The organism is Pseudoramibacter faecis, from assembly GCF_036289405.1.
In the GTDB taxonomy this organism is placed as follows: Bacteria; Bacillota; Clostridia; order Eubacteriales; family Eubacteriaceae; genus Pseudoramibacter; species Pseudoramibacter faecis.
Genome location: NZ_JAYFFI010000001.1, coordinates 352858 through 372980 on the forward strand (window position 1 = coordinate 352858; position 20123 = coordinate 372980).

A 20123-nucleotide genomic window follows, 5' to 3' on the forward strand; every position below is an offset into this window, starting at 1 on the left:
TTGCTCCCCCGTTTATTGATCTTTGCCGCCGTAATATCTGTGATAGGCCACCAGGGCCTCCATGTATCGGCTGAACAGCATAAAATTCGAGCGTTTGCCGTCGATTTCTTCCACAATGTCAATCAGTTTTGCTGTTTCAACAAAATTTTTTACCTTTTGGTCCCGGCCGGCATCGTATAAAAACCGCACTTTCAGATAAGCGATGCGCCCCTTGATCGAATCGGATAGGTCTTCTTTCCGAAAACTCCGCACATCGTTATCAATCGCACTGATTAGTGACAATAAATTCCTGATCTGCGTTGTTGTAACCATGCCAATGAATTTTCCTTTTTTATCTTTCTGCTTTTTTGACTCTTTTATGGCATTGTCCGCTTTATCCACATAATTCGCTTCATTAATGATTTTCATCACTTTGCTGTTCCTCCCTTGTTAAATAAACATAAATATAAATCGCGGTTTTAAGCTGTCTGGTATCTTCCGCGTTCTGAACCCACCTGACAATGCACGTTTCAAAACGCGCATAGGCTTTCTTGATCTCTTCCGAAGCTTTTTGATCCGGCTCCAGCCGGGCCAACAGATAAACCAACCGGGCAAAATTAATTTTGCCGCCGTTCATCCTGTCGCCGTTCATCCTGTCGTCGTCCACCCTTCGGATCAAATCGAGCATGCGATACAAGAAGGCCTTCCCCCGCTCTTCCGTGCGGTCAAAGAAAGCCCTCAGCACGCGAAGCTTCTCGCCGATCACTTGCCTTTCAAAACTCTCCTAGTCGGTGGTGCCGTCGCTGACGGTCACCGCGCCATCGTCGCCGGGTTCCGAATGGGTTTTGCCATCGTCGAAAATCGTCACGGCGTTTTTCCCCGGGTAATGCTTGGATTGATCTTCCAGCGCCGCCACTTCTTCGGCCATGGCGCTGATGGGATATTTGGGCGGATAGACGCCAATGCCCGCCGACAGCGTCAAGGTGCCGTCGCTGTAGTCCGCAAGGGCGTTTTTTAAATCGATCGCGAGGGCGATCACCTGATCCCAGGCGCCGACGATAAAAACATCGTCGCCTCCGGAATACACAATCGTCGCCGCACGCTGCTCAGGACGCGCGTCTGTCAGCGAAAATTGGGGAGACGCTAAAATTTTGTTGATATAAAATTTGAAAAACAGCGATAACTGCCGGGACAAGGTCGCCGTCCGCGACAACGTCACGTAGCGGTTTTGATTTGCCGGGTCATTGAAGCCTGCAACAAAGCTGTGCCCCAGATTGTCGACATCCGCCCGCAAGACGGCGATGCGCCGGATGCCCTGCGCCTGTTTGGCAAAAGCCTCGAAGGTGTCACCGGTGGTATAATCCCCCGTCCATAGCTTTGTGGCCAGTCTTTCGCCCGTAAGCATTTGATTTTTACCGTAAACCCGCACGAAATCCGGGTCGTCTTGAATGATGGCTTTAACGCGCGATTCCTTCTGCGCCGCGTGGAGAACGCCATCAAAAGGCAGCGGCACCCCCGCTGCGCCCGCACCTTTTGCTTTGATGATATAAAAGAAATGATCGTACAGCACATGGGCCGACAACTGTTTGAGCGCCTCGCACATGGCGCATCGCCCGCTTTCATTCACGCTGCCGATACGCTTGCACACCACACATTCGCGGGCGTAGTCTTTCTTTTTCTGATGATTGAGCGCCATAATAGCCTTCGCCGAATAGCGCTGCATTTTCTGCCCCGAAAGTTTGGACGAAAGTTCACGAAACAACTTCGCATAACGGCCTTCCCCTTTCGGCTCGTTACAAAGCGCGTTGCTGCTGCAGGGCACATAGCCGCCGGCGATATAAAGCGCGGTGTCGAATTGTTCCAAAAACCACCGATTGGCCGAGGCGAGGCAATTATCAAACGTCTCTTTGACCGGCTCCGTGTTGGGCAGCAGCAGGTAGCAATGGCCCCCGCCGGCATAAATCACATTGCAGCGCGTCAGGGAAAGCCGCGCAAGCAGCGAATCGACGATGTGCTCCACAAGCAAGTCCAAATAGAAGGAGCGGGCGCGGAGCATCCGAAGGGCATCCTCGGACGTAATGGTGTAAATAAAATCCTGAATGCCCGACAGATCCAGCGAGGCCAGCAAAAAGACATCTCGGTCGTAAAACGACGCAGCCTGCTTGAAAAGAACCTCCCGATAATCCTGAATGGCTTGGGCTTTTAAATACTGACCGATGCAGGCGGCCATCGCGCCGGTCATCTTCATGTGGTCGTAAAGGGAAATATCCGGGACTTCCCCTTTAGCCGTCGACGATGGAATGAACGAGAGATTGGCTTCAAGCGCTTCCAGGATGGAATTGATATAATCCTGCGGCTGACCCCAGTTGATGCCCCGCAGATGGTCCGTTATGCCGGCCATGATCTGGTTGTATTGCTCCCGGCTGAAAACCGCTTTTTCCACCACCGGAACATTGATCTGAGCAGCCGTGTGATCCGCCCCGACCGGCAAAATTCCCGGGGAATACCATTTGTCGCCGTGGTTGCCGTTCAGCAGATTAAAAACCGGCTGCAAAGGCGTCTGCTGACTGAAACCAAATTCCACCTGCGTCTTTTTTCTCCGGTCGGCGGCCGAGGCCATGTTGTCCGCCATATAAACAATATAGGCCGGCGCATCCTTCGCGAGCGCCGCTGCATTTAAGGCATCGCCGTGGTGATAGCGAACACATGCCAGCAGGTCGGCATCTTTCACGCCAATGCTTTCTTTTAAAAAAGCATATCCCAGCTCCGAATGAGTTCTTCTTTCTTCCGCCTGCCGATAAACAACCTTGCCGATATCGTGCAGCAAAGCCCCGATAACCAAGCTGATTTCACAATGATTCATGTCTTCTCTGCCTTTCTTCAATCAAACGCATCGCACCCATGCCCATGGCTGATTTCACGCCTATACCGGAAAATTCGCCGAATTCTGCCAGCATCCGCGCATATTTCGCCATGGCAGAAGCGCCCTTCACCTTGATGGCCACCGTCCCCATAAAAGCGGGGATCACCATGCCTTCCATCGGAAATTTCACGCTTCGCAACCGATATTTAACGATCTCGCTTTCTCGGCACAATTGTTCCAGCGTCTTTTCATCCGCCATCTCGACCGTATCGCTTGAAGCGCTGTATTTTTGCATCAGGCTCTGAAAGATCAACCGCACATCCGGAAAAATTTGATAACGCCCATTTTGTTTAAACGCCGTCGCCGATTGAAAGACCAGATTCAAATAGCGGCTGTAATCCCTTTGATAAAAGTGCGCCAATAATTTTTCCTGGGGTATTTCCCGATAGGCGCGGCCTAAAACCGAAATGGTCATTGGTTTGCCTGTCAGTTCAAATTCTGAGATATTCCGCGATAAAATCGGTTGAATGATTTGTTCATTCGCTTTTTGATTGGTCGTTCGAATATGCCACCGCCACCGCTCATTTTCGCGCAAAAGGCACTGACTGTAAGGATGGCGCTGCTGCCGGTGCAGGGTCTGGGCGTCGTTTGAATCGATCCACGTCATCAAAACGCCTTGCAAATTCGACGACTGATAATAACCAAAATTCGGGCTGTCGGCTTTTAAATCTAAAATGAGTTCTGATAACATCATTTCTCTCACATTCTTTTAGGCTAATCATATTTTAACATAAATGGTTTGCAACAAAATATAAATTTAATTCCCCGAATCATTGCTCGTTTTTGCCCAAATTTACGAAATCTCATCTTCGCCTACAAAAAAAACAGACCCGAAGGTCTGCGATCTCTCCACTGGAGCCTTTGACCAGATTCGAACTGGTGACCCCCACCTTACCACGGTGGTGCTCTACCAACTGAGCTACAAAGGCGCGCGTTATGAATTTTTAAAAAAATGGTGGGGAAAGATGGATTCGAACCATCGTAGACTCAGTCAACGGATTTACAGTCCGCCCCCTTTAGCCACTCGGGCATTTCCCCATGCTTGTCGGAACTTCTATATCATACAAGACCGACCATCCAAAGTCAAGCACAAATTCATCAAAAAACAAAAAAGAGAAGGCCGGGCAAACCGGTCTTCTCGGGCATAAACCCTATTCGCCAAAAACGGCGATGTAGTCCTTCTTGAAGTTTTCGATGCCGCGGTCGGTCAGCGGATGGGCGATCATCTGATCGATCACCTTCATCGGCACGGTGCAGATATCCGCTCCGGCCGCCGCGCAGTCGACGACGTGCATCGGGTGGCGCACCGACGCGGCGATGATTTCCGTCCCGATGCCCTGCACGTCAAAAATTTCCGCGATGCTCGCCACCAGCTCGACCCCGTCGGTGGAGATGTCGTCCAGACGGCCGAGGAACGGCGAGACATAAGCCGCGCCGGCCATGGCCGCGAGCAGCGCCTGTCCGGCGGAGAAAATCAGCGTGACGTTGCAGCGGATGCCTTCGGCCGAAAGCACCTTGGTGGCCTTGAGCCCTTCGGCGGTCATCGGGATCTTCACCACCATGTTCGGGTGAATCTTCGCGATTTCGCGCCCTTCGGCGATCATCCCTTCGGCATCGGTGGTCGTGGCTTTCACCTCGCCGGAAATCGGCCCGTCGACAATCGACGTGATTTCTTTGATGACTTCGTTAAAATCGCGGCCTTCCTTCGCGATGAGCGACGGGTTGGTCGTGACCCCGCAGATCACGCCCATATCGTTGGCCTTGCGGATGGCGTCCACATTGGCGGTGTCCAGGAAAAATTTCATAATACACACTCCTCGTATTTCAATTCACGCCCCAATCGGCGATTTTGGCACAATTTAAAACGGCTGCGGCGAATGCCGAAACCGTTTTTCTGTTTTACTTGCGGGCGATGGCCGCCTTGGCCGCCGCCACGATGCGGTCCGCGGTGAGGCCGTAATGCTCGAGCACTTCGAGCGCCTTGCCGGACTGGCCGAATGCGTCGTCGATGCCGACCTTTTCCACCGGAGCGGGCGCCGTTTCGGCCAGCACTTCGCACACGGCGCCGGCGAGCCCGCCGATCACGGAGTGTTCTTCCGCGGTGACGATGGCGCCGGTTTCCCTGGCGGCGGCCACGATGACCTCGCGGTCGATGGGCTTGATAGAGCCCATATTGAGCACCCGGGCGTGAATGCCTTCGGCGGCCAGGCGTTCGGCGGCATCGAGGGCGCGCTCCACCATGAGACCGATGGCCATGATGGTGACGTCGCTGCCTTCGCGCAGAATCACGGCTTTGCCGAGCTCAAATTGATAGTCCTCGGGCAGGATCACGTTGGCCGCCAGACGGCCGAGACGGAGATAGACCGGCCCGTCGACGGCGATGGCCGCGTCCATCATGCGGCGGGTTTCGGTGGCGTCCGCCGGGACGAGCACCGTCATGTTGGGCAGCACGCGCATCAGCGCAATGTCTTCCACCGACTGATGGGAGCCGCCGTCCTCCCCGACGGAAACGCCGGAGTGGGTGCAGGCCACCTTCACGTTGAGCTTCGGGTAGCAGATGCTGTTGCGGATGATTTCGAAGGCGCGGCCGGCGCCGAAAATCGCAAAGGTGCTCGCGAAGGGAATTTTGCCCGTCGTCGAGATCCCGGCGGCCATGCCCATCAGATCGCATTCGGCGATGCCGGCGTTAAAGTGGCGTTCCGGAAAGGCTTTCTTGAAGATCCCCGTCTTGGTCGCTCCGGAAAGGTCCCCGTCGAACACGACGATATCCGGATTTTCTTTGCCGAGTTCTACTAAATAATTGCCATAGGCTTCTCTTGTCGCTTGTTTTTCCATGAGGCTCATACTCCTTGTTCGAAAATCCGATTATGCCAAATCCTTCAGCGCCTGCTTGACCTCTTCGGCGTTCGGGCCCTTGCCGTGCCAGCCGACCTGATTTTCCATGAAGGAAACGCCCCTGCCCTTGACCGTCTTGCAGACGAGCACGGAGGGCTTGTCGGTGCAGGCTTCCGCCTGGTTAAGCGCGTCGCGCAGCTGATCGAAGTCGTTGCCGTCGGCCACGTCAATCACGTTCCAGCCAAAGGCCGCAAATTTTTCATCAATCGGATACGGACTCATGACCTCGGAGATCGGCCCGTCGATCTGCAGGTTGTTGTTGTCCACAAAAGCCGTCAGATTCGACAGGCCGTAATGAGCCGCGGCCATCGCCGCTTCCCAGATGATGCCCTCTTCGATTTCGCCGTCGCCCAGCAGCGCATAGGTGTGCCATTTGGCCCCGTCGATTTTCGCGCCCAGCGCCATACCGACCGCCGTGGAAAAGCCCTGGCCCAGCGATCCGGTGGACATATCCACCCCCGGCACGTGATCCATGGCCGGATGCCCCTGGAGCATCGCGCCCAATTGTCGCAGATGATTGAGCTCTTCTTTGGGGAAGAAGCCCTTTTCGGCCAGCGTGGCATAAAGCACCGGCGCCGCGTGCCCCTTGGACAGCACAAAGCGGTCGCGATCCGCCTTTTTCGGATCCGCGGGGTCCACATTCATCTTTTCGTAATAAAGCAGGGTCAGAATTTCCACTGCGGATAGCGATCCGCCGGGATGGCCGGATGCCGCCTTCCCCGTGCTTTTAACGATGTCTCTGCGAATTTCCTTTGCAATAGCTTTCAGATCTGCCATAAAACGCTCCTTCTCTTGCAATGCTTGCCGGTTCACAACCGCCGACGTCCCACACTTTTATTCTTCCTCGCCAAATCCGTTTTCGGCCAAAGCGGCCAGGGCCTCCACCGCGGCCTCTTCGTCGTTGCCATTGGCGGTGATCACCATCTCGGCGCCCTTGGACAGTCCCATGGCCATCACCGAAATCACCGATTTGGCATTGCCCACGCGGGTTTCGTCCCGCGCATCTGCAATGGCAATGTCCGATTCAAAAACGACGGCTTCCCGGCAAAAGTTGGCCGCCGGTTTCGCGTGAAGGCCGGTTTTATTGATGATTTTAACGGTTTTGCTGTACATAGCAATACTCCCTTTAACTTTTGTTCATTATACACTCTCCCCATTTTCACTGTCAAAAGAATCGCACGGGGAGAGACGCACTTTTCTTTAATTTCCTTTTTGGCTTTGGTGAAATTATTTTCACATTTTTTTCAGCCGTTTATTTTAATGGATGACGTCCGATTTGCGCAGCGCGTCCAGCTCGGTAAAGACCCCGCCTTCAATCTGGTCGCCCAGCCGCTGATGCTGCGCCGCTTCCGCCTCGCTGTCGCGGCGGGGCGCCGTCCCACCGATCTCGTCCATCTCCTGAATCAGCTCCCGGGATGAGATCCGCACCGCGCCGCTTCCCAGCACCATCTGCTGCACCGCGCCGTCGGAGGTTACCACCGCCACCTGGATCCGGCTGCAGCGGCGCTTCGCCGGGGTGTCGCCCAAAAGCCTGACCACGCGCCGTTCGATATAGGCGTCGGCGGTGATTTCCCGGCCGGTGAACACCACCGTGATCCCCGAACGCTTTTCCTCCCGGGTTTTCGGATCCTCCTGGGCATAGGCGTCGAAGACGAGCACGGTTTCACAGCCCCTGAAGCCGCTGTAATTCGCCAGGCGGTGAATCAGCGCGTCCCGCTCGTCCTCCAGATCAAAGACAGCCCGCTTTTCAAGCTCCGCGCGCTGATAAATCACGTTATAGCCGTCAACGATCAAATAATGGTTCACGATGGGACCCCGCGGCGCTGCCTGGCGGCCTCGGCCATCAGAATCCCCGCCGCTACCGAGGCATTAAAGGAATCGATGCTGCCGTAATTGGGGATCGACACCGTAAAATCGCAATGCTTTTTTACGTTGGGACCGATGCCTTTGCCCTCGCTGCCGATGACCAGCGCGAGTTTCCCGGTGAAATTCTGCGTATAATAGGGTGCGCCGTCCATATCCGCGGCGGCCACCCAAAAGCCCCGGGCCTTGAGCGCCTCGATGCAGCGGGAGAGATTGCCGACCTTCACCATGGGCGTCGCGTTCATCGCCCCGGCCGAGGCCTTCATCGAAACGGCCGTCACCGAAGCCGAGCGCCGGTCCGGAAAAATCACGGCCGCTGCCCCGCAGAGGTTGGCCGAGCGCACAATTGCGCCGAAATTGTGGGGATCGAGCACGTGATCCATGACGACGACAAAGGCGTCCTCCCCCGTGGCCTCGGCCGCCGCGAGCACAGCCTCAAGGGTCTGATAGGCAAAGGGGGCCATTACCGCCGCGATGCCCTGGTGGTTTTCGCCCTCGGCCAGGGCGTTAAGCTTCGCCTGATCCACCGAGTGCACGATGATGCGCCGCTTCTTGGCCTGCTCGATGAGATCGCCCAGCACGTGATCGCGGTTGCCACGCATCACGTAGAGCTTGTCGATCTGGCGGCCGGCGCGCAGGGCTTCCCGCACTGGATTCTTGCCGACGATCACGAAGCTATCGGCGCTTTCGCTGCGCCCGCGTTTATCGAATTTATTTGGGGGCGTTTGCCCCGGATGCCGTTTTTGCTTCATGGGATTTGCCTCCACTCATGCTGCCGGTTCCGCCGGCGATGGCTTCCCGCCGGTTGCGGCGCGGCGGCAGCGGCCCGTAATACTGATAGCAATAGGTTTTGAGCATGCTATTGTAAAGCTTGCGGTTTTTGGTCGCCCGCCGGCCGAAGGCAGCCTCAAAATCCGGACAGGCAGTGAGGATAAAATAGGACCAGTCAGGAAGGCTTTCAAAAGCGGCGCCCATCTCGCGGTAAAGCTTTTTCACCCCGGCGGTATCGAGCAAACGCTCGCCATAGGGCGGATTGGTCACGATCACGCCGTAGCGCCGCTTGGTGGCGACCTTTTGAAAGGGCAGCTTCTGAAAGGCCGCCAAGTCTGCCACCCCGGCCGCCCGCGCGTTTAGCCTCGCCTGCTTGAGCACCCGGCCGTCGATATCGCTGCCCAGCACGCGAAAGCTTTTGCCGTTCACGGCGCGCTCGGCCTCGGTGCGGGCTGCCAGCCAATGCTTTGGCCCGATGGCCGGCCACGCCTCGGAGACGAAATGCCGCCGCATGCCCGGGGCGATGTTCCTGCCGATCATCGCCGCCTCGATCACGATAGTGCCCGAGCCGCAAAGCGGGTCGAGGAAAAATCGTTCCGGCTGCCAGCGAGAGAGCTTCACCAACGCCGCCGCCATGGTCTCCTTCAGCGGGGCGCCGCCGGCGTGGGCGCGGTAGCCCCGCTTGTTGAGCCCGCTGCCGCTGGTGTCCAGCGACAACGTGACCTGATCCTTTAAAATCTGGATATGGATGGGGTAGGCCGCGCCGTCCTCCGGGAGCCAGTCGCGCCGGTAATGGGCGCCCAGCCGCGAGGCTATGGCCTTTTTCACGATGCGCTGCCCATCGGATTTTGAAAAGAGCCGGGACTTCACCGAGGTGATTTTCGCCGCGGGGAAGCTGCCGTCCGCGGGGATGATGGTCTCCCAGGGCAGGGCGCGGGTCCCCTCGAACAGCGCGTCAAAGGTGGTCGCTTCGAAGCGGCCGATGTCCCAAAGCAAACGGTCTGCGCAGCGCAGCCAGAGGTTCGCCCGGGGAATAGCCGCCGCATCCCCGACAAAGTGGACCCGGCCGTTTTCCACCCCTTCGATGGCATAACCCAAAGCGCGCACTTCGTCTTTCACCAAAGACTCCAGACCAAAGGCTGTCGTCGCCGTCAGGTGCAGCGGTACCGCGTTATTCGCCATCAAAGGTCTTCACCGCTTCGTCCCGGCCGAACACCATGAACCCGGTGTAGCCCGTTGCCTCGCAGTGGCCGATCTGCTTGCCGAGCTTTTTCTTCTGGGTGATCAGGTTCACGCTGTAGCCCGCTTCCCGCAGCGCGTCGGCCTGAGCGATCACCGCGGCCATATCGGCATCCGCCCGGTGGAAAAGCGCCACGCGCCGCTCCGTCTTGGCCGCGCCCGCTTCCCGTTCCATCAACAGGCCCACAATGCGCTCGAAGCCGATGGAAAAGCCCACCGCCGGCACCGAGGCCTTGGCGTACTTGCCGATCATGTTGTCGTAGCGGCCGCCCCCGGCGATGGAATAGCCCACGTCGCCCCAGCGCACCTCAAACACCTGTCCGGTGTAATAGCCCATGCCCCGGATCAGCGTGAAATCAAATTCGATGCGGTAGCGGCCCGCCGCGAGGGCAGTCGTCGTTTCGATCACCCGTTTCAGGTCGGCCACGGCCGCAGCATCATCCACCCGGTCATCGATGTTGTCGAGGCTCGCCCCGGCCACGGCGTCCACAAAATCGCTCGCCATCGCCGCGTCATAGCCCTTTTCGGCAAGCTCCGCCTTCACGCCGTCAATGCCGATTTTGTCGGCCTTGTCCAAAGAGATGCAAACCGAGCCCACATCCTCGGCGCGAAAGCCCGCCGCCGTAATGAAGGCGGTCAACAGGCGCCGATCGTTGACTTTAATCGCAAAATCCTCGAAGCCCGCCGTCATCAGCGCCTTGGCCGTGGTGGCAATGAGCTCGATCTCCGCCGTCACGTCGGGATCGCCGATGATGTCGATGTCGCATTGCTTGAAAGAGCGAAAGCGGCCCTTCTGCGGGCGTTCGGCGCGGAACACGTTGCCAATCTGAATCGCCTTAAAGGGCAGCTCGAGGTGCTCTGCGTTATTGGCATAAAACCGGGACAGCGGCAGCGTCAGATCGTAGCGCAGCCCCATATCGCACAGATCCCGGCTGGTGGCCCCGGCCTCGGGGCGCAGCTTATCCCCCCGTTTTAAAATCGTGAACAGCATCCTGAGGTTGTCGCCGCCCTCGCTGCCGAGCAGCAGATCGATGTTTTCCAGCGCCGGGGTTTCGATCCGAGAAAACCCGTGGGCGCGGTAAATGCCCGCAATGGTTTGCTCCAGGTGATCCCGGACGCGCATTTCCGCCGGGAGAATATCCCGTGCGCCGCGAACCGGCTTCGAACTGATTTTTTCCATAAAGTACCATCCTTATTTTTTATTTTCTTAATTGCTATTTTGATGCGATTGTCCGCCGGGCCTGCACCCGCCTCTGCGGCTGCGGCAGGAATAAGCCTAAGTGTATCATTTTCCCTTTTAAAGGGCAAACGCCGCCCGCGCTTTTCAAAAAAAAAGCCCCGTGCTATAATGACAGCAGATTCCCGGGACGGCTCGAGGCCGCCCCGCGTTTTTGAACCCCGCGAAAGGACCCTTATGATTTTCTACCTCATTGCCTGCGCGATCATCATCGCGCTGGATCAGCTCACCAAGCTTCTGGCCGTCACGTTTCTCGCGCCCATCACCACGCTGCCGCTGATCCCCAAGGTCTTCCACCTGACCTATGTCGAGAACACCGGCGCCGCCTTCAGCCTGCTGGCCGGCCGCTCGGTCTTTCTGATCCTGCTGACGGCCGCCCTGATTGCCGCCTTGATCGTTCTGCTGATCCTCCAGCCCAAAATCCGGGCCGTCCTGCCGCTGAACCTCGCGCTGACGATGGTCATCGGCGGGGCGCTGGGCAATCTGCTCGACCGGCTGCACTACGGCTACGTAGTCGATTTCTTCGACTGCCGCATCATCGGCTTTGCCGTCTTTAACGTCGCCGACTGCTTTGTGGTGATCGGTTGCGTCCTGGTGGTGGCAAGCATCCTGCGCGCCCCCGGCCTCGCCGAAGAGCCGGACGCCGCCCCCCGCGAAAAAAAACGCCGACCCCGCACATAGGGACCTGGCGTTTTTTAACGGCATTTTTTGTTTTTGACGCGCTGCTTATGGCCTATCAAGCGGCTCGAAGGCCTCGTCGTCCGCGAGCAACTCCATCATATCCCTTTCGGTGATGCTGATGTGGCGTCTGGCGTAGCGCGCCGCTTCTTCGGCATTGCCCGCCTCGATGTTGTCGATGATGTCCCGATGCTGCCCCGGCAGGGGCTTTTTCTTTTCGATGCGGTGGACGTATTCCACGCGAAAGCGCAGCATCTGCTCCCGCAGCGTGTGAATCATTTTCTGCAGACGCCCGTTGCCCGAGGCGCGGTAAAGCACCTCGTGAAAGGTGATGTCGTTGTCGATGATGGCCTCGCCGTCGTTATCGTGCACCCCCGCCTCGAATTTCTGATTGCTGGCCCGCAGGGCGGCGATATCCTCCGGGGTCGCGTGGATCGCCGCGAGTCTGGCCACCAGCGCTTCCAGCGCGCCGCGGATCTCCATCATCTCTTTCAGATCGGTGATGGACATCGGCGTGACATAGGCCCCTTTGCGCGGCACCATCTTCACCAGCCCCTCCAGCTCCAGCTTGCGAATCGATTCGCGCACCGGCGTCCGGGAGACGCCCAGTTCGTTGGCCAGCTTGACCTCCATCAGCCGCTCGCCGGGCTTGAAATCCCCGTGAACGATGGCGCTGCGGATGGTCTCGAAGACGACCTCCCGCAGGGGCTTGCAGGACTCCGCATCCATCTTAAGCCTGTGATGCCATTGACACTTTGCTTGTTCTTCCATCTTTGCCTGCCTCTCGTTTGTTTTCATCTTCTCATCGGGTCCGATCCCCGTTTCAAAATTGCGCCGTCTCTGACCTTTAGCCCTCCGGCCGGTAGATTTCGGCCGTAAACACCTGATGGCCCGCCTCAAAGGCAGGCCTAGCCGCCCGGGCTTCGGCCATCGCCGCAAAATAGCCGATCACCGTCGAGCCGCTGCCGCTCATCACGGCGAAGCGCGCCCCCGCGGCAAGCAGCCGGTCCCGGATCGCCCGGATCTCGGGATACGCCTCGAAAATCACCGGCTCGAAGGCGTTGGCCGCGAAACGTCCCACCGCGTCGAGCTCTCCCGACGCGAGGGCAGAAAGCAGCTTGTCCGTCGTGTCTTCGCGCGCGCCGCCCGCCGCATCCAGACGGGCAAAGGCCCAGGGGGTCGGGATGTCGATCGGCGGCTTCACGCCGAGGACCGAAAACCTCGGAAAATGCGCCAGTGGCTCAACCCGCTCCCCGATACCGCTCACCAGCGCCGGCCGGTTCACACAGCAATAGGGGATGTCCGCGCCGATGGCCGCGCCAAAGGCATATAGATTCCCGCCGGCCAGGGGCAGCTCCCACAATGCCGTAAGCCCGCGCAGCGCCGCCGCCGCATCGGCCGAGCCGCCGGCGAGCCCCGCCTGCATCGGAATCCGCTTGGTCAGATGCATCCTGGCGCCCCGGGTGACGCCAAAGGTCTTTTGCAGCCGCCTGGCGACCCGCATGATCAAATTGTCGTCCCCGGCGGGCACCGCGGCATTCTCGCAGCTCAGCGAGAGCTCAGGCGCCGGCGAAAGCGTCAGCACGTCGCAATGGTCCGCCGAAAAATTGACCATGCGCATCAGATGGTAGCCGTCGGCGCGCTGGCCCGTTACCTGCAGGGCCAAGTTGATTTTGGCCGGTGCTTCGATTGTTATCATAAATCACTCCGTACGCATAATGATACTGTATACAAGTATAACACAAGCATTTGAGAAAACAAGCCGCCCAAATGCTTTTTTCAGCGGCGTCGGCGCCGCGCTTTTATCAATTTCGAACCGTTTTCGGCCGCACGCCAAGATTCATCCTTTATTTTTCGCGCTTTTTCTTCTATAATTTTAACCATAGCCATCAACGCGTGATGATTTTTATTTTTTCGGAGGGAGGCCCGAATGAGCATTCATTTCAAAAACGACTGGGAAACGCCGCTGCAGGAAGAATTCCAGAAAGACTACTACCGCCGGCTGCACCAGTTTTTGCTGCGCGAATACCGCACCCAAACTATTTATCCCAATATGTACGATATTTTTAACGCCTTTCACTACACGGCCTATCAGGACACCAAGGTCTGCATCATCGGCCAGGACCCCTATCACGGCCCGGGCCAAGCCCACGGCCTGTGCTTTTCGGTGAAGCCCGACGTGGCCGTCCCGCCGTCGCTGCGCAATATTTATCAGGAGCTTCACGACGACCTCGGCTGCCCGGTGCCCAATCATGGCTGCCTCGTCCACTGGACAAAAGAAGGGGTGCTCCTGCTCAACGCGGTGCTCACCGTGCGCGCCAGTCAGGCGGCGTCCCACCGCGGCCGGGGATGGGAAACCTTCACCGACCAGGCGATCCGCCTGCTCAACGCCCGGGAAAAACCGGTGGTGTTCATTCTCTGGGGGGCCTTCGCCCAGTCCAAGAGCCCGATGATCACCGCGCCCCAGCACCTGATCATCAAGTCGCCGCACCCGAGCCCCCTTTCGGCCAGCCGGGGCTTTTTCGGCAGTCGGCCGTTCTCCCGGTGCAATCAGTTTTTGGATCAGGTGGGCATCGCGCCGGTCGATTGGGCCATTCCGCCCATTGCGGACCGCACGGCCGCCGCCCGAGCCATGGCCCACACCCAGGGATAGCCCATGGATCACCAAATCCTCGTCGCCATTTCGCATCTGGCCTGTCCGCCCCTGGATGTCTTCTTTAAAAGCATGACCTTTCTGGGCAACGGCGGCCTGATCTGGCTCTTGCTGATTCTTTGCCTGTCCGGTTATCGCCGGACGCGGCCAACGGCCTGGATCGTGTGCATTTCCCTGATCGCGGCAGCGCTGATCACCGTCTGGGGGCTCAAACCGCTCTTTATGCGGATGCGGCCCTATCTTCGCTATCATTTTCCCATCATTATTGCGGCGCCGACGGGCACCTCGTTTCCGTCGGGGCACGCCGCGTCTTCCTTTGCCGCAGCCTGGGCCTGCTTCCGCCTGTATCACAAACGCCATCCGCGATGCTGTGCGGCGCTGCTGATGCTGGCCGGCGCCATCGCCTTCTCCCGGCTTTATCTTTATGTGCATTATCCCAGCGATGTCCTCGCCGGCTCGCTCTTGGGCATCGCCGTCGCCGAGGCCTGTGTGCGGCTGGCTGACCGCCATGCTTTTTCACGCAAAAAGGACACCCCCGCTTTTTGATCGGGGGGCGTCCTGCTGCCGTTTCTATCGCCATGTTGTTTAAAGGGGCTTTTATGATTAAAAAAGGGTTTTACAGCCGGCGCACGACCGGCGATCTCACCATTTTACTTCTGGGGCTGGAGCTGGCGCGCCACCTGGGATTTGCGGCGGGGTTCTTTCCCTACGCCGCGCTCTGGGGTCCCCCGCTCACCACCGAGCCGTCCCTGCACGCCGCGGAGGGCGGGCTGATGTTTTGCCTGCTGCTGGCGATGGCCGCCTGCTTTAGGCTGGGGCATCACCGCTTTCTCCGCCGGGATGGCGGAGGTCGGCCGCGGTTTGTCCCTCTGGGTCGCCGCCTTTGGTCCGGCTACGCCGTGCTGATTTTCGGCGCGTTGCTCACCCTGGGCTATTGGCGCTGCAATCCCCTCGCCCTGCGCCTGATCACCGGCTGCGGCGGGGTGGTATTTTTGCTGCTCGCCCTGCGGCTGCTCCGGCTGGTCCGCCGCGACAGCCTCCGCGCCCAAAAGGCCCTCGCGCGTCGAAACGAGCCAAGGGATCCAGCCGTCACGGCCGATGGTCGCCGGCCAGCGCCGCCGTCGCCGCGTCGATCTGGGCATCCGTCAGAAGGGCCGGCGCCCCCTCCGCCCGGCGGCCGTCCAGATCCACGACGGCCGCATCCGCCGCGCCCACCGCGTCGTAAGGAAGGCCGCTGGGACTGATCGCCGTCAGTCCACTGGCCGGACCGCAAAGGCTGACGTTGCCGAAGGTCCCGGTGACCAGCCCCGCTTCCCGCAGTTTGCGGCCGAAGACCGCCACCTGTTCTCTTTCCGATTTCAATCGCATGGTTTTCCTCTTTCCTGTTTTAATCGACCGCTTTGTTTGTCTTCGCACCGGTGCGCCGGCGGTGCCCGGCGATTTTTTTTATATCAGGATCTGCCCGCCCGCGCGAAAAATTCTCGTGAAATTTTGACGGGAGGGGTTATCAAAGGCGGACAAAAAGTTTACAATGGCATCAAATTTGAACCTGAATTGGAGGATACAAAATGGCAACAGGCATTTTAATTGTTTCGCACAGCGAAAAACTGGCAGAAGGCATTATCGAGTTGATTTCCGAAATGGCGAACGACACGGTCGTCATCAAACAGGCCGGCGGCACCGAAGACGGCCGCCTCGGCACCGACGCCGTGCGCGTTCAGGCCGCGATCGAATCCATGGCGGACTGCAGCGCCATCCTGATCTACTGCGACCTCGGCAGCTCCATCATCAGCTCCGAAATGGCCATCGAGATGCTTGAAGACGACGCGCTGCGCGAAAAAGTGCAAATTGTCGACTGTCCCATTGTCGAAGGGGCTTTCACCGGCGTGGTGCAGGCTTCCATCACCGAGGACGCGGCGGAAATCGTCGCCGTTTCCGAACAGGCCAGAGACCTGCGCAAGCAGAGCTAAATCCCCGGACATGCAAAAGAGCCGGCCTCAACCGAGACCGGCTCTTTTTGCGTCTTGACCGTCAGCCCAGGGCCACATCCAGGGCGAGCATCACCGTAAAACCCAGCGCAAAGCACAAGGTGCCGACGTTGGAATGCCTGCCCTGCGACATTTCGGGGATCAGCTCCTCCACCACCACATAAATCATGGCCCCGGCGGCAAAGCTCAGCAGATAGGGCAGCACCGGTACGATTAGCCCCGCCGCCAAAATGGTGAGCGCCCCGCCGACGGGCTCCACCGCGCCGGAGAGCGCGCCCGCCGCAAAGGCCCTGCCCCGGCGGTGCATACCGCCGGTTGCCAGCGGCATCGAAATGATCGCCCCTTCCGGGAAGTTCTGGATGGCGATCCCCAGCGACAGGGCCAGCGCCCCCGACGCGGTGATGTGGGCGCTGCCGGCGAGCCAGCCGGCATAAACCACGCCGACGGCCATCCCCTCGGGGATGTTGTGCAGCGTGACCGCCAGCACCAGCATCGTCGAGCGCGTCAAATGGCTGGCCGGCCCCTCCGCCTCTTCCGAAAAGCGGTGCAGATGGGGAATCACGTGGTCCAAAAACAGCAGGAATAAAATCCCGATCCAAAAGCCGGCCACCGCCGGCACGAAGGACCACTTGCCCCAGGCCGCCGACTGCTCGATGGCCGGGATGAGCAGGCTCCACACGGAGGCCGCCACCATCACTCCCGCCGCAAATCCGGTCAGCGCTTTGTCGACGCGTTCCTTGAGCGCGCCCCGCATAAAAAACACGCAGGTGGCCCCGGCCGTCGTCCCGATAAAGGGAATCGCCAGGCCCTGCACCACGGTTCCATTCACTGTGTTCACCTCTTAACTGCTTTCGTGATCGGCTGCCATTAAAAAAACCGATGACCGAAGCCATCGGATTCGCATCCATCAACATGGCGGAGAGGGAGGGATTCGAACCCTCGATACGCTTAATCACGTATACACGCTTTCCAGGCGTGCTCCTTCAGCCAGCTCAGACACCTCTCCATCTCAACCGCCCTCCCAGGCAATCTTTCTTTTTGAATGCTTTAACAGTATAGCGAAGCGGCAAACCTTTGTCAAGGTATTTTTACGTCCGTTTATGTGCGCCCGTTGACGCGGAATTTTAGGTGAATTTGCAATCCCGCGGGCAATTTGCGCCAATCTGTGCTATGATAAAAAACAAAGGAGTTGCCATGTTACACATTCTCGGATCGGCCGCCGCGCTCAAGGCTTATTTGCTGAACTTCGGCCCGTGGACACCATTGGTTTATTTTTTGCTGCAGACCGCCCAGGTCGTCGCCGCCCCGATTCCCGGCGGCGTGACCACCGTCATCGGCGGCGCGCTCTTCGGCTGGTATAAGGGCTTTCTCCTCAGCGGCAGCGCGGCCATGCTCGGCTCGTTTCTCGCCTTCGGCCTGGGCAGAAAACTGGGCCGTCCCTTCGTGATGCGCTTTCGCGACCGGAAATGGGTCGCCCGCCTCGAGGCGCTGGAAGAAGACAAGCTCGACCGCTTTTTATTTTTTCTGTTTCTTTGTCCGGGCTTCCCCGACGACTTTATCTGTCTGGCGTCCGGGGTGACCAAAATTACTTTCCGGCGCTTCGCCTGGATCTGCATCGTCGGCCGGCTGCCCGGCTTCTTTCTGATCGCCCTGATCGGCGCCGGCATCATGAAAAACGATCCGGTGCAGCTCGCCCTGCTGCTCGCGGCCTACGGCGGCCTGACCCTGGCTCTTTATTATCTGCAAAAACGAGTTACCGCGGCCATCGACCGCCGACGGCCCCATCCTGATGCTTCCCAAGAAAGGAGCTCCCCATGAAAATCATTCTCGACGTTGATACCACCCCCCGCGCTGCCCGCAACATCTGCGACACCATCGCTCAGCAATTCGGGCTTTCCCTCGTCTCGGTTTCCGATATCGACCGCGACGCCGGGGATCCCCGGGAGCGCACGGATCGCATCCTCGAGGCGCTCACCCGAAACGATATTGTCGTCACCGACGACTATACCCTCGCCGACCGGATTTACGAGCACGCCATGGCCACCGTCAGCCCCAAGGGCTTTGTCTTCACGGCGGCCAACATGGACGAGCTGCTTTACGAGCGCTATCTCAAAAATAAAAAGGCGGCCGAGGCCCCTGCGCCGGCCCTTTCCAAGCGCGGCCTGGCCCGCAGGGCCCGCGCCGAGGAGCGGGCCTTCACCTCGCTGATGCTCGATTTGATCACGCCGGTTTCCAAGGAGTTATAGCGCCGCATGGCCGAAGCAGACGTCCCGCCCGGGGCGTCTTTTTTGATGCGCCGGCGCCCGTCACGCGGATTTAATGAATTAAATCCCACCGGAAAACCGCCCCGAGGTTATCCCCTCGCGTCCCCGGCCGGCTTTTGATATAACTTCATCAGCGCGCCAGGAGTTTTTGATATGATGCGGCGCGAGACAGCCAAGCGCGGCAAAGCCGCAGCTGCAAAACGGCGTCCACATCTTCCCCGCAAGATCCGATGCGGCCGGTGCGGCTGCCGGTACGGACCGAAGGTCTGGCACTCCAACGATTGATAGAGAAAGGCGATCTGGCAGTGCAGCCACAAATCCGGCGGCGGCAAGCAGGCACTTCCACACCGCGCTTGACCGGGGAACAACTGCAGGATATACTTCTGTCCGCGGCAAATAAGCTGTTGGCGACAAAGGAAGCGGTTATCACAAACACCAAGGAAATGACGAAGCTCCTCTTCAACACGAAAGAGCTGGAAGCTGAACACAAACGACGCTCAGGTCATCTCCGACGCGGTACGGAACAGCATCGAGAAGAATGCGCACACTGCATTAACCAAAAGCCTATCAGAAAAAATACGGTGATCTGACCGCCCGGTACGAAACTACCAAGACTCGCCTTGAAAGTTGAACGGCCCAATCAATTCCCATAAAGGCAGCAGCTACGTGGATTTCCCCAAAACCTTCAGGAAGGAGCCGGATTCCCTAACAGAATTCAGCCTCGATGCCTTCAATGGACTGGTCGCCTTCATCACGGTCTACAGCGACAAGGACATCCGGGTAACCTTCCGCACCTCGCTGTAACAAACGACTCCGGAAGGCAGGCTATCGTTTATTTGTATCCAAATTTTGAGTCTTGTTTTCTGTCGCCGTGTCTAATTTGATACAGCATAACGGAGCGGAATTTTTACCCTTTAACGATGAACATCCCCGTGTGCATTTTTGCACACCCCTCATAACGATATGGTATTCATCGTTACGGCGTATGAATTGCGGTTTTATCGCTGTTTGTACGTGCATTCTTCTCCTTGCGAAACTGGAAAAACACTATTCCTTAATGTTACCCTTACGGATGTTTTCTTGAATCATCTGATCCGTCACTCATACAGGCGTTCTGAACCGAGCCTCGTCTTGCTTTGTCTCCCGTAAACCTGCTCTGCCGTGACACCATGCTCTCTCCAGTCACCACCGTCATTGCTGTTATTCAGGATCAACGGCTGCAGATTGTCCATCGCATGGGCAAAGCGGGATTCCGAAGTCTGTCCGGCTTCAAATTCATCGACCAGCGAGATCAGTTCATCCCGCTGGTCGTCCGGAAGCAAAGAAAATATCCTTGCTTTCGCAGCATCTTCTCTGGCTTTCTGTGTTTTCAGACTTTCAGCGTCATAAGCGTAGGTATCTCCGGCATCGATCTCAACGACATCGTGTATCAGGCACATGAGCATCACTTTTGCGATATCCACCGGTTCGTTGGAATATTCCCGCAGAAGATAAGCCATGATGGACATATGCCATGCGTGTTCCGCATCGTTCTCATTTCTTCCGTGGTCTGACAGATGCGTCTGACGGAAGATATTCTTTGTCGATCTCAAGCGCAAAAGCAAGCCGTTTTTTAATCTCTCGTCCATCACTT

Annotated in this window: 26 protein-coding genes and 3 tRNA genes; 8 read left to right on the forward strand and 21 right to left on the reverse strand. The window is 58.0% G+C overall.

Annotated elements, in window-relative coordinates; genetic code table 11:
- Nucleotides 1-12: 12 nt before the first annotated feature.
- The 14 genes from csm2 to hisS all read right to left on the reverse strand — a co-directional run bounded on the left by csm2 (nt 13) and on the right by hisS (nt 10850).
- Nucleotides 13-408, reverse strand: a complete 396-nt coding sequence (gene csm2 / locus V3C63_RS01600; protein ID WP_329886065.1) for a type III-A CRISPR-associated protein Csm2 — start codon at nt 406-408, stop codon at nt 13-15.
- Complete coding sequence (locus tag V3C63_RS01605) at nt 395-745, reverse strand: hypothetical protein (protein WP_329886066.1); 351 nt, start codon at nt 743-745, stop codon at nt 395-397. Before V3C63_RS01605 ends, csm2 begins: the two co-directional genes overlap by 14 nt.
- A gap of 18 nt (nt 746-763) precedes the next feature.
- The gene (cas10, locus tag V3C63_RS01610; protein WP_329886067.1) at nt 764-2842 is read right to left on the reverse strand and encodes a type III-A CRISPR-associated protein Cas10/Csm1; all 2079 of its coding nucleotides are present in this window, start codon (nt 2840-2842) and stop codon (nt 764-766) included.
- Nucleotides 2829-3596: a CRISPR-associated endoribonuclease Cas6 gene (gene cas6 / locus V3C63_RS01615; RefSeq protein WP_329886068.1), complete on the reverse strand. Its 768-nt coding sequence runs from the start codon at nt 3594-3596 to the stop codon at nt 2829-2831. The genes cas10 and cas6 overlap by 14 nt, the downstream gene beginning before the upstream one ends.
- A gap of 159 nt (nt 3597-3755) precedes the next feature.
- Nucleotides 3756-3831, reverse strand: a tRNA-Thr gene (locus V3C63_RS01620).
- Between the two features lie 24 nt (nt 3832-3855).
- Nucleotides 3856-3940, reverse strand: a tRNA-Tyr gene (locus tag V3C63_RS01625).
- A 113-nt stretch (nt 3941-4053) separates the two neighbouring features.
- On the reverse strand, nt 4054-4707 hold the full coding sequence (gene fsa / locus V3C63_RS01630; protein WP_329886069.1) for a fructose-6-phosphate aldolase: 654 nt from the start codon (nt 4705-4707) through the stop codon (nt 4054-4056).
- 94 nt (nt 4708-4801) lie between these two features.
- Nucleotides 4802-5737, reverse strand: a complete 936-nt coding sequence (locus tag V3C63_RS01635; RefSeq protein WP_329886070.1) for a transketolase family protein — start codon at nt 5735-5737, stop codon at nt 4802-4804.
- Nucleotides 5738-5767: 30 nt separating this feature from the next.
- A complete protein-coding gene (locus V3C63_RS01640) occupies nt 5768-6574 on the reverse strand; it encodes a transketolase (RefSeq protein ID WP_329886071.1) in 807 nt (268 codons plus the stop codon).
- 57 nt (nt 6575-6631) lie between these two features.
- The gene (locus V3C63_RS01645; protein WP_329886072.1) at nt 6632-6910 is read right to left on the reverse strand and encodes an HPr family phosphocarrier protein; all 279 of its coding nucleotides are present in this window, start codon (nt 6908-6910) and stop codon (nt 6632-6634) included.
- Nucleotides 6911-7054: 144 nt separating this feature from the next.
- Nucleotides 7055-7603, reverse strand: a complete 549-nt coding sequence (locus tag V3C63_RS01650) for an NYN domain-containing protein (protein ID WP_329886073.1) — start codon at nt 7601-7603, stop codon at nt 7055-7057.
- Nucleotides 7600-8412, reverse strand: coding sequence for a 23S rRNA (guanosine(2251)-2'-O)-methyltransferase RlmB (gene rlmB, locus V3C63_RS01655; RefSeq protein ID WP_329886074.1), 813 nt, complete (start codon nt 8410-8412; stop codon nt 7600-7602). The genes V3C63_RS01650 and rlmB overlap by 4 nt, the downstream gene beginning before the upstream one ends.
- The gene (locus tag V3C63_RS01660; RefSeq protein WP_329886075.1) at nt 8372-9613 is read right to left on the reverse strand and encodes a THUMP domain-containing class I SAM-dependent RNA methyltransferase; all 1242 of its coding nucleotides are present in this window, start codon (nt 9611-9613) and stop codon (nt 8372-8374) included. Before V3C63_RS01660 ends, rlmB begins: the two co-directional genes overlap by 41 nt.
- Entirely contained in the window at nt 9603-10850 is a 1248-nt protein-coding gene (gene hisS / locus V3C63_RS01665; protein ID WP_329886076.1) for a histidine--tRNA ligase, read from the reverse strand. Before hisS ends, V3C63_RS01660 begins: the two co-directional genes overlap by 11 nt.
- A gap of 234 nt (nt 10851-11084) precedes the next feature.
- On the opposite strand from hisS, the gene lspA reads away from it, so the two are divergent.
- Complete coding sequence (gene lspA / locus V3C63_RS01670; protein WP_329886077.1) at nt 11085-11588, forward strand: signal peptidase II; 504 nt, start codon at nt 11085-11087, stop codon at nt 11586-11588.
- A 45-nt stretch (nt 11589-11633) separates the two neighbouring features.
- Here the strand turns inward: lspA and V3C63_RS01675 are convergent, their stop codons facing one another.
- Together V3C63_RS01675 and V3C63_RS01680 are read right to left on the reverse strand one after the other, a co-directional pair.
- Nucleotides 11634-12356, reverse strand: a complete 723-nt coding sequence (locus V3C63_RS01675; RefSeq protein ID WP_329886078.1) for a GntR family transcriptional regulator — start codon at nt 12354-12356, stop codon at nt 11634-11636.
- A 76-nt stretch (nt 12357-12432) separates the two neighbouring features.
- Nucleotides 12433-13284, reverse strand: a complete 852-nt coding sequence (locus V3C63_RS01680) for a 4-(cytidine 5'-diphospho)-2-C-methyl-D-erythritol kinase (RefSeq protein WP_329886079.1) — start codon at nt 13282-13284, stop codon at nt 12433-12435.
- A gap of 231 nt (nt 13285-13515) precedes the next feature.
- Here V3C63_RS01680 and V3C63_RS01685 point away from each other — a divergent pair, with 231 nt between their 5' ends.
- The gene (locus V3C63_RS01685) at nt 13516-14238 is read left to right on the forward strand and encodes a uracil-DNA glycosylase (RefSeq protein WP_329886080.1); all 723 of its coding nucleotides are present in this window, start codon (nt 13516-13518) and stop codon (nt 14236-14238) included.
- A gap of 3 nt (nt 14239-14241) precedes the next feature.
- A complete protein-coding gene (locus V3C63_RS01690) occupies nt 14242-14784 on the forward strand; it encodes a phosphatase PAP2 family protein (protein WP_329886081.1) in 543 nt (180 codons plus the stop codon).
- A gap of 104 nt (nt 14785-14888) precedes the next feature.
- On the opposite strand, the gene V3C63_RS01695 is transcribed toward V3C63_RS01690, so the two are convergent.
- Nucleotides 14889-15287 carry a hypothetical protein gene (locus tag V3C63_RS01695; protein ID WP_329886082.1) on the reverse strand — a complete coding sequence of 133 codons (399 nt, stop codon included), beginning with the start codon at nt 15285-15287 and terminating at the stop codon, nt 14889-14891.
- A gap of 40 nt (nt 15288-15327) precedes the next feature.
- Nucleotides 15328-15606 carry a class II aldolase/adducin family protein gene (locus V3C63_RS01700; protein ID WP_329886083.1) on the reverse strand — a complete coding sequence of 93 codons (279 nt, stop codon included), beginning with the start codon at nt 15604-15606 and terminating at the stop codon, nt 15328-15330.
- Nucleotides 15607-15806: 200 nt separating this feature from the next.
- Here V3C63_RS01700 and dhaM point away from each other — a divergent pair, with 200 nt between their 5' ends.
- Nucleotides 15807-16208 (forward strand): dihydroxyacetone kinase phosphoryl donor subunit DhaM, encoded by a 402-nt coding sequence (gene dhaM, locus V3C63_RS01705; RefSeq protein WP_329886084.1) that lies wholly within the window; start codon nt 15807-15809, stop codon nt 16206-16208.
- Nucleotides 16209-16269: 61 nt separating this feature from the next.
- Here dhaM and V3C63_RS01710 read toward each other — a convergent pair whose 3' ends face one another.
- Both V3C63_RS01710 and V3C63_RS01715 read right to left on the reverse strand, forming a co-directional pair.
- Nucleotides 16270-17064 carry a ZIP family metal transporter gene (locus V3C63_RS01710; RefSeq protein ID WP_425355317.1) on the reverse strand — a complete coding sequence of 265 codons (795 nt, stop codon included), beginning with the start codon at nt 17062-17064 and terminating at the stop codon, nt 16270-16272.
- 75 nt (nt 17065-17139) lie between these two features.
- Nucleotides 17140-17232: transfer RNA gene (locus V3C63_RS01715), tRNA-Ser, on the reverse strand.
- Nucleotides 17233-17420: 188 nt separating this feature from the next.
- Between V3C63_RS01715 and V3C63_RS01720 the strand changes: the two genes are divergently transcribed.
- From V3C63_RS01720 to V3C63_RS01735, 4 genes are all read left to right on the forward strand, one after another.
- Nucleotides 17421-18044, forward strand: a complete 624-nt coding sequence (locus tag V3C63_RS01720) for a TVP38/TMEM64 family protein (protein WP_329886085.1) — start codon at nt 17421-17423, stop codon at nt 18042-18044.
- Nucleotides 18041-18472 carry a DUF188 domain-containing protein gene (locus V3C63_RS01725; RefSeq protein ID WP_329886086.1) on the forward strand — a complete coding sequence of 144 codons (432 nt, stop codon included), beginning with the start codon at nt 18041-18043 and terminating at the stop codon, nt 18470-18472. The genes V3C63_RS01720 and V3C63_RS01725 overlap by 4 nt, the downstream gene beginning before the upstream one ends.
- Nucleotides 18473-18720: 248 nt before the next feature.
- Nucleotides 18721-19080 carry a hypothetical protein gene (locus V3C63_RS01730; RefSeq protein ID WP_329886087.1) on the forward strand — a complete coding sequence of 120 codons (360 nt, stop codon included), beginning with the start codon at nt 18721-18723 and terminating at the stop codon, nt 19078-19080.
- Between the two features lie 76 nt (nt 19081-19156).
- Nucleotides 19157-19294, forward strand: coding sequence for a hypothetical protein (locus V3C63_RS01735; RefSeq protein ID WP_329886088.1), 138 nt, complete (start codon nt 19157-19159; stop codon nt 19292-19294).
- Nucleotides 19295-19587: 293 nt separating this feature from the next.
- Here the strand turns inward: V3C63_RS01735 and V3C63_RS01740 are convergent, their stop codons facing one another.
- Nucleotides 19588-20118: an HD domain-containing protein gene (locus V3C63_RS01740; RefSeq protein WP_425355318.1), complete on the reverse strand. Its 531-nt coding sequence runs from the start codon at nt 20116-20118 to the stop codon at nt 19588-19590.
- Between the last annotated feature and the right edge of the window lie 5 nt (nt 20119-20123).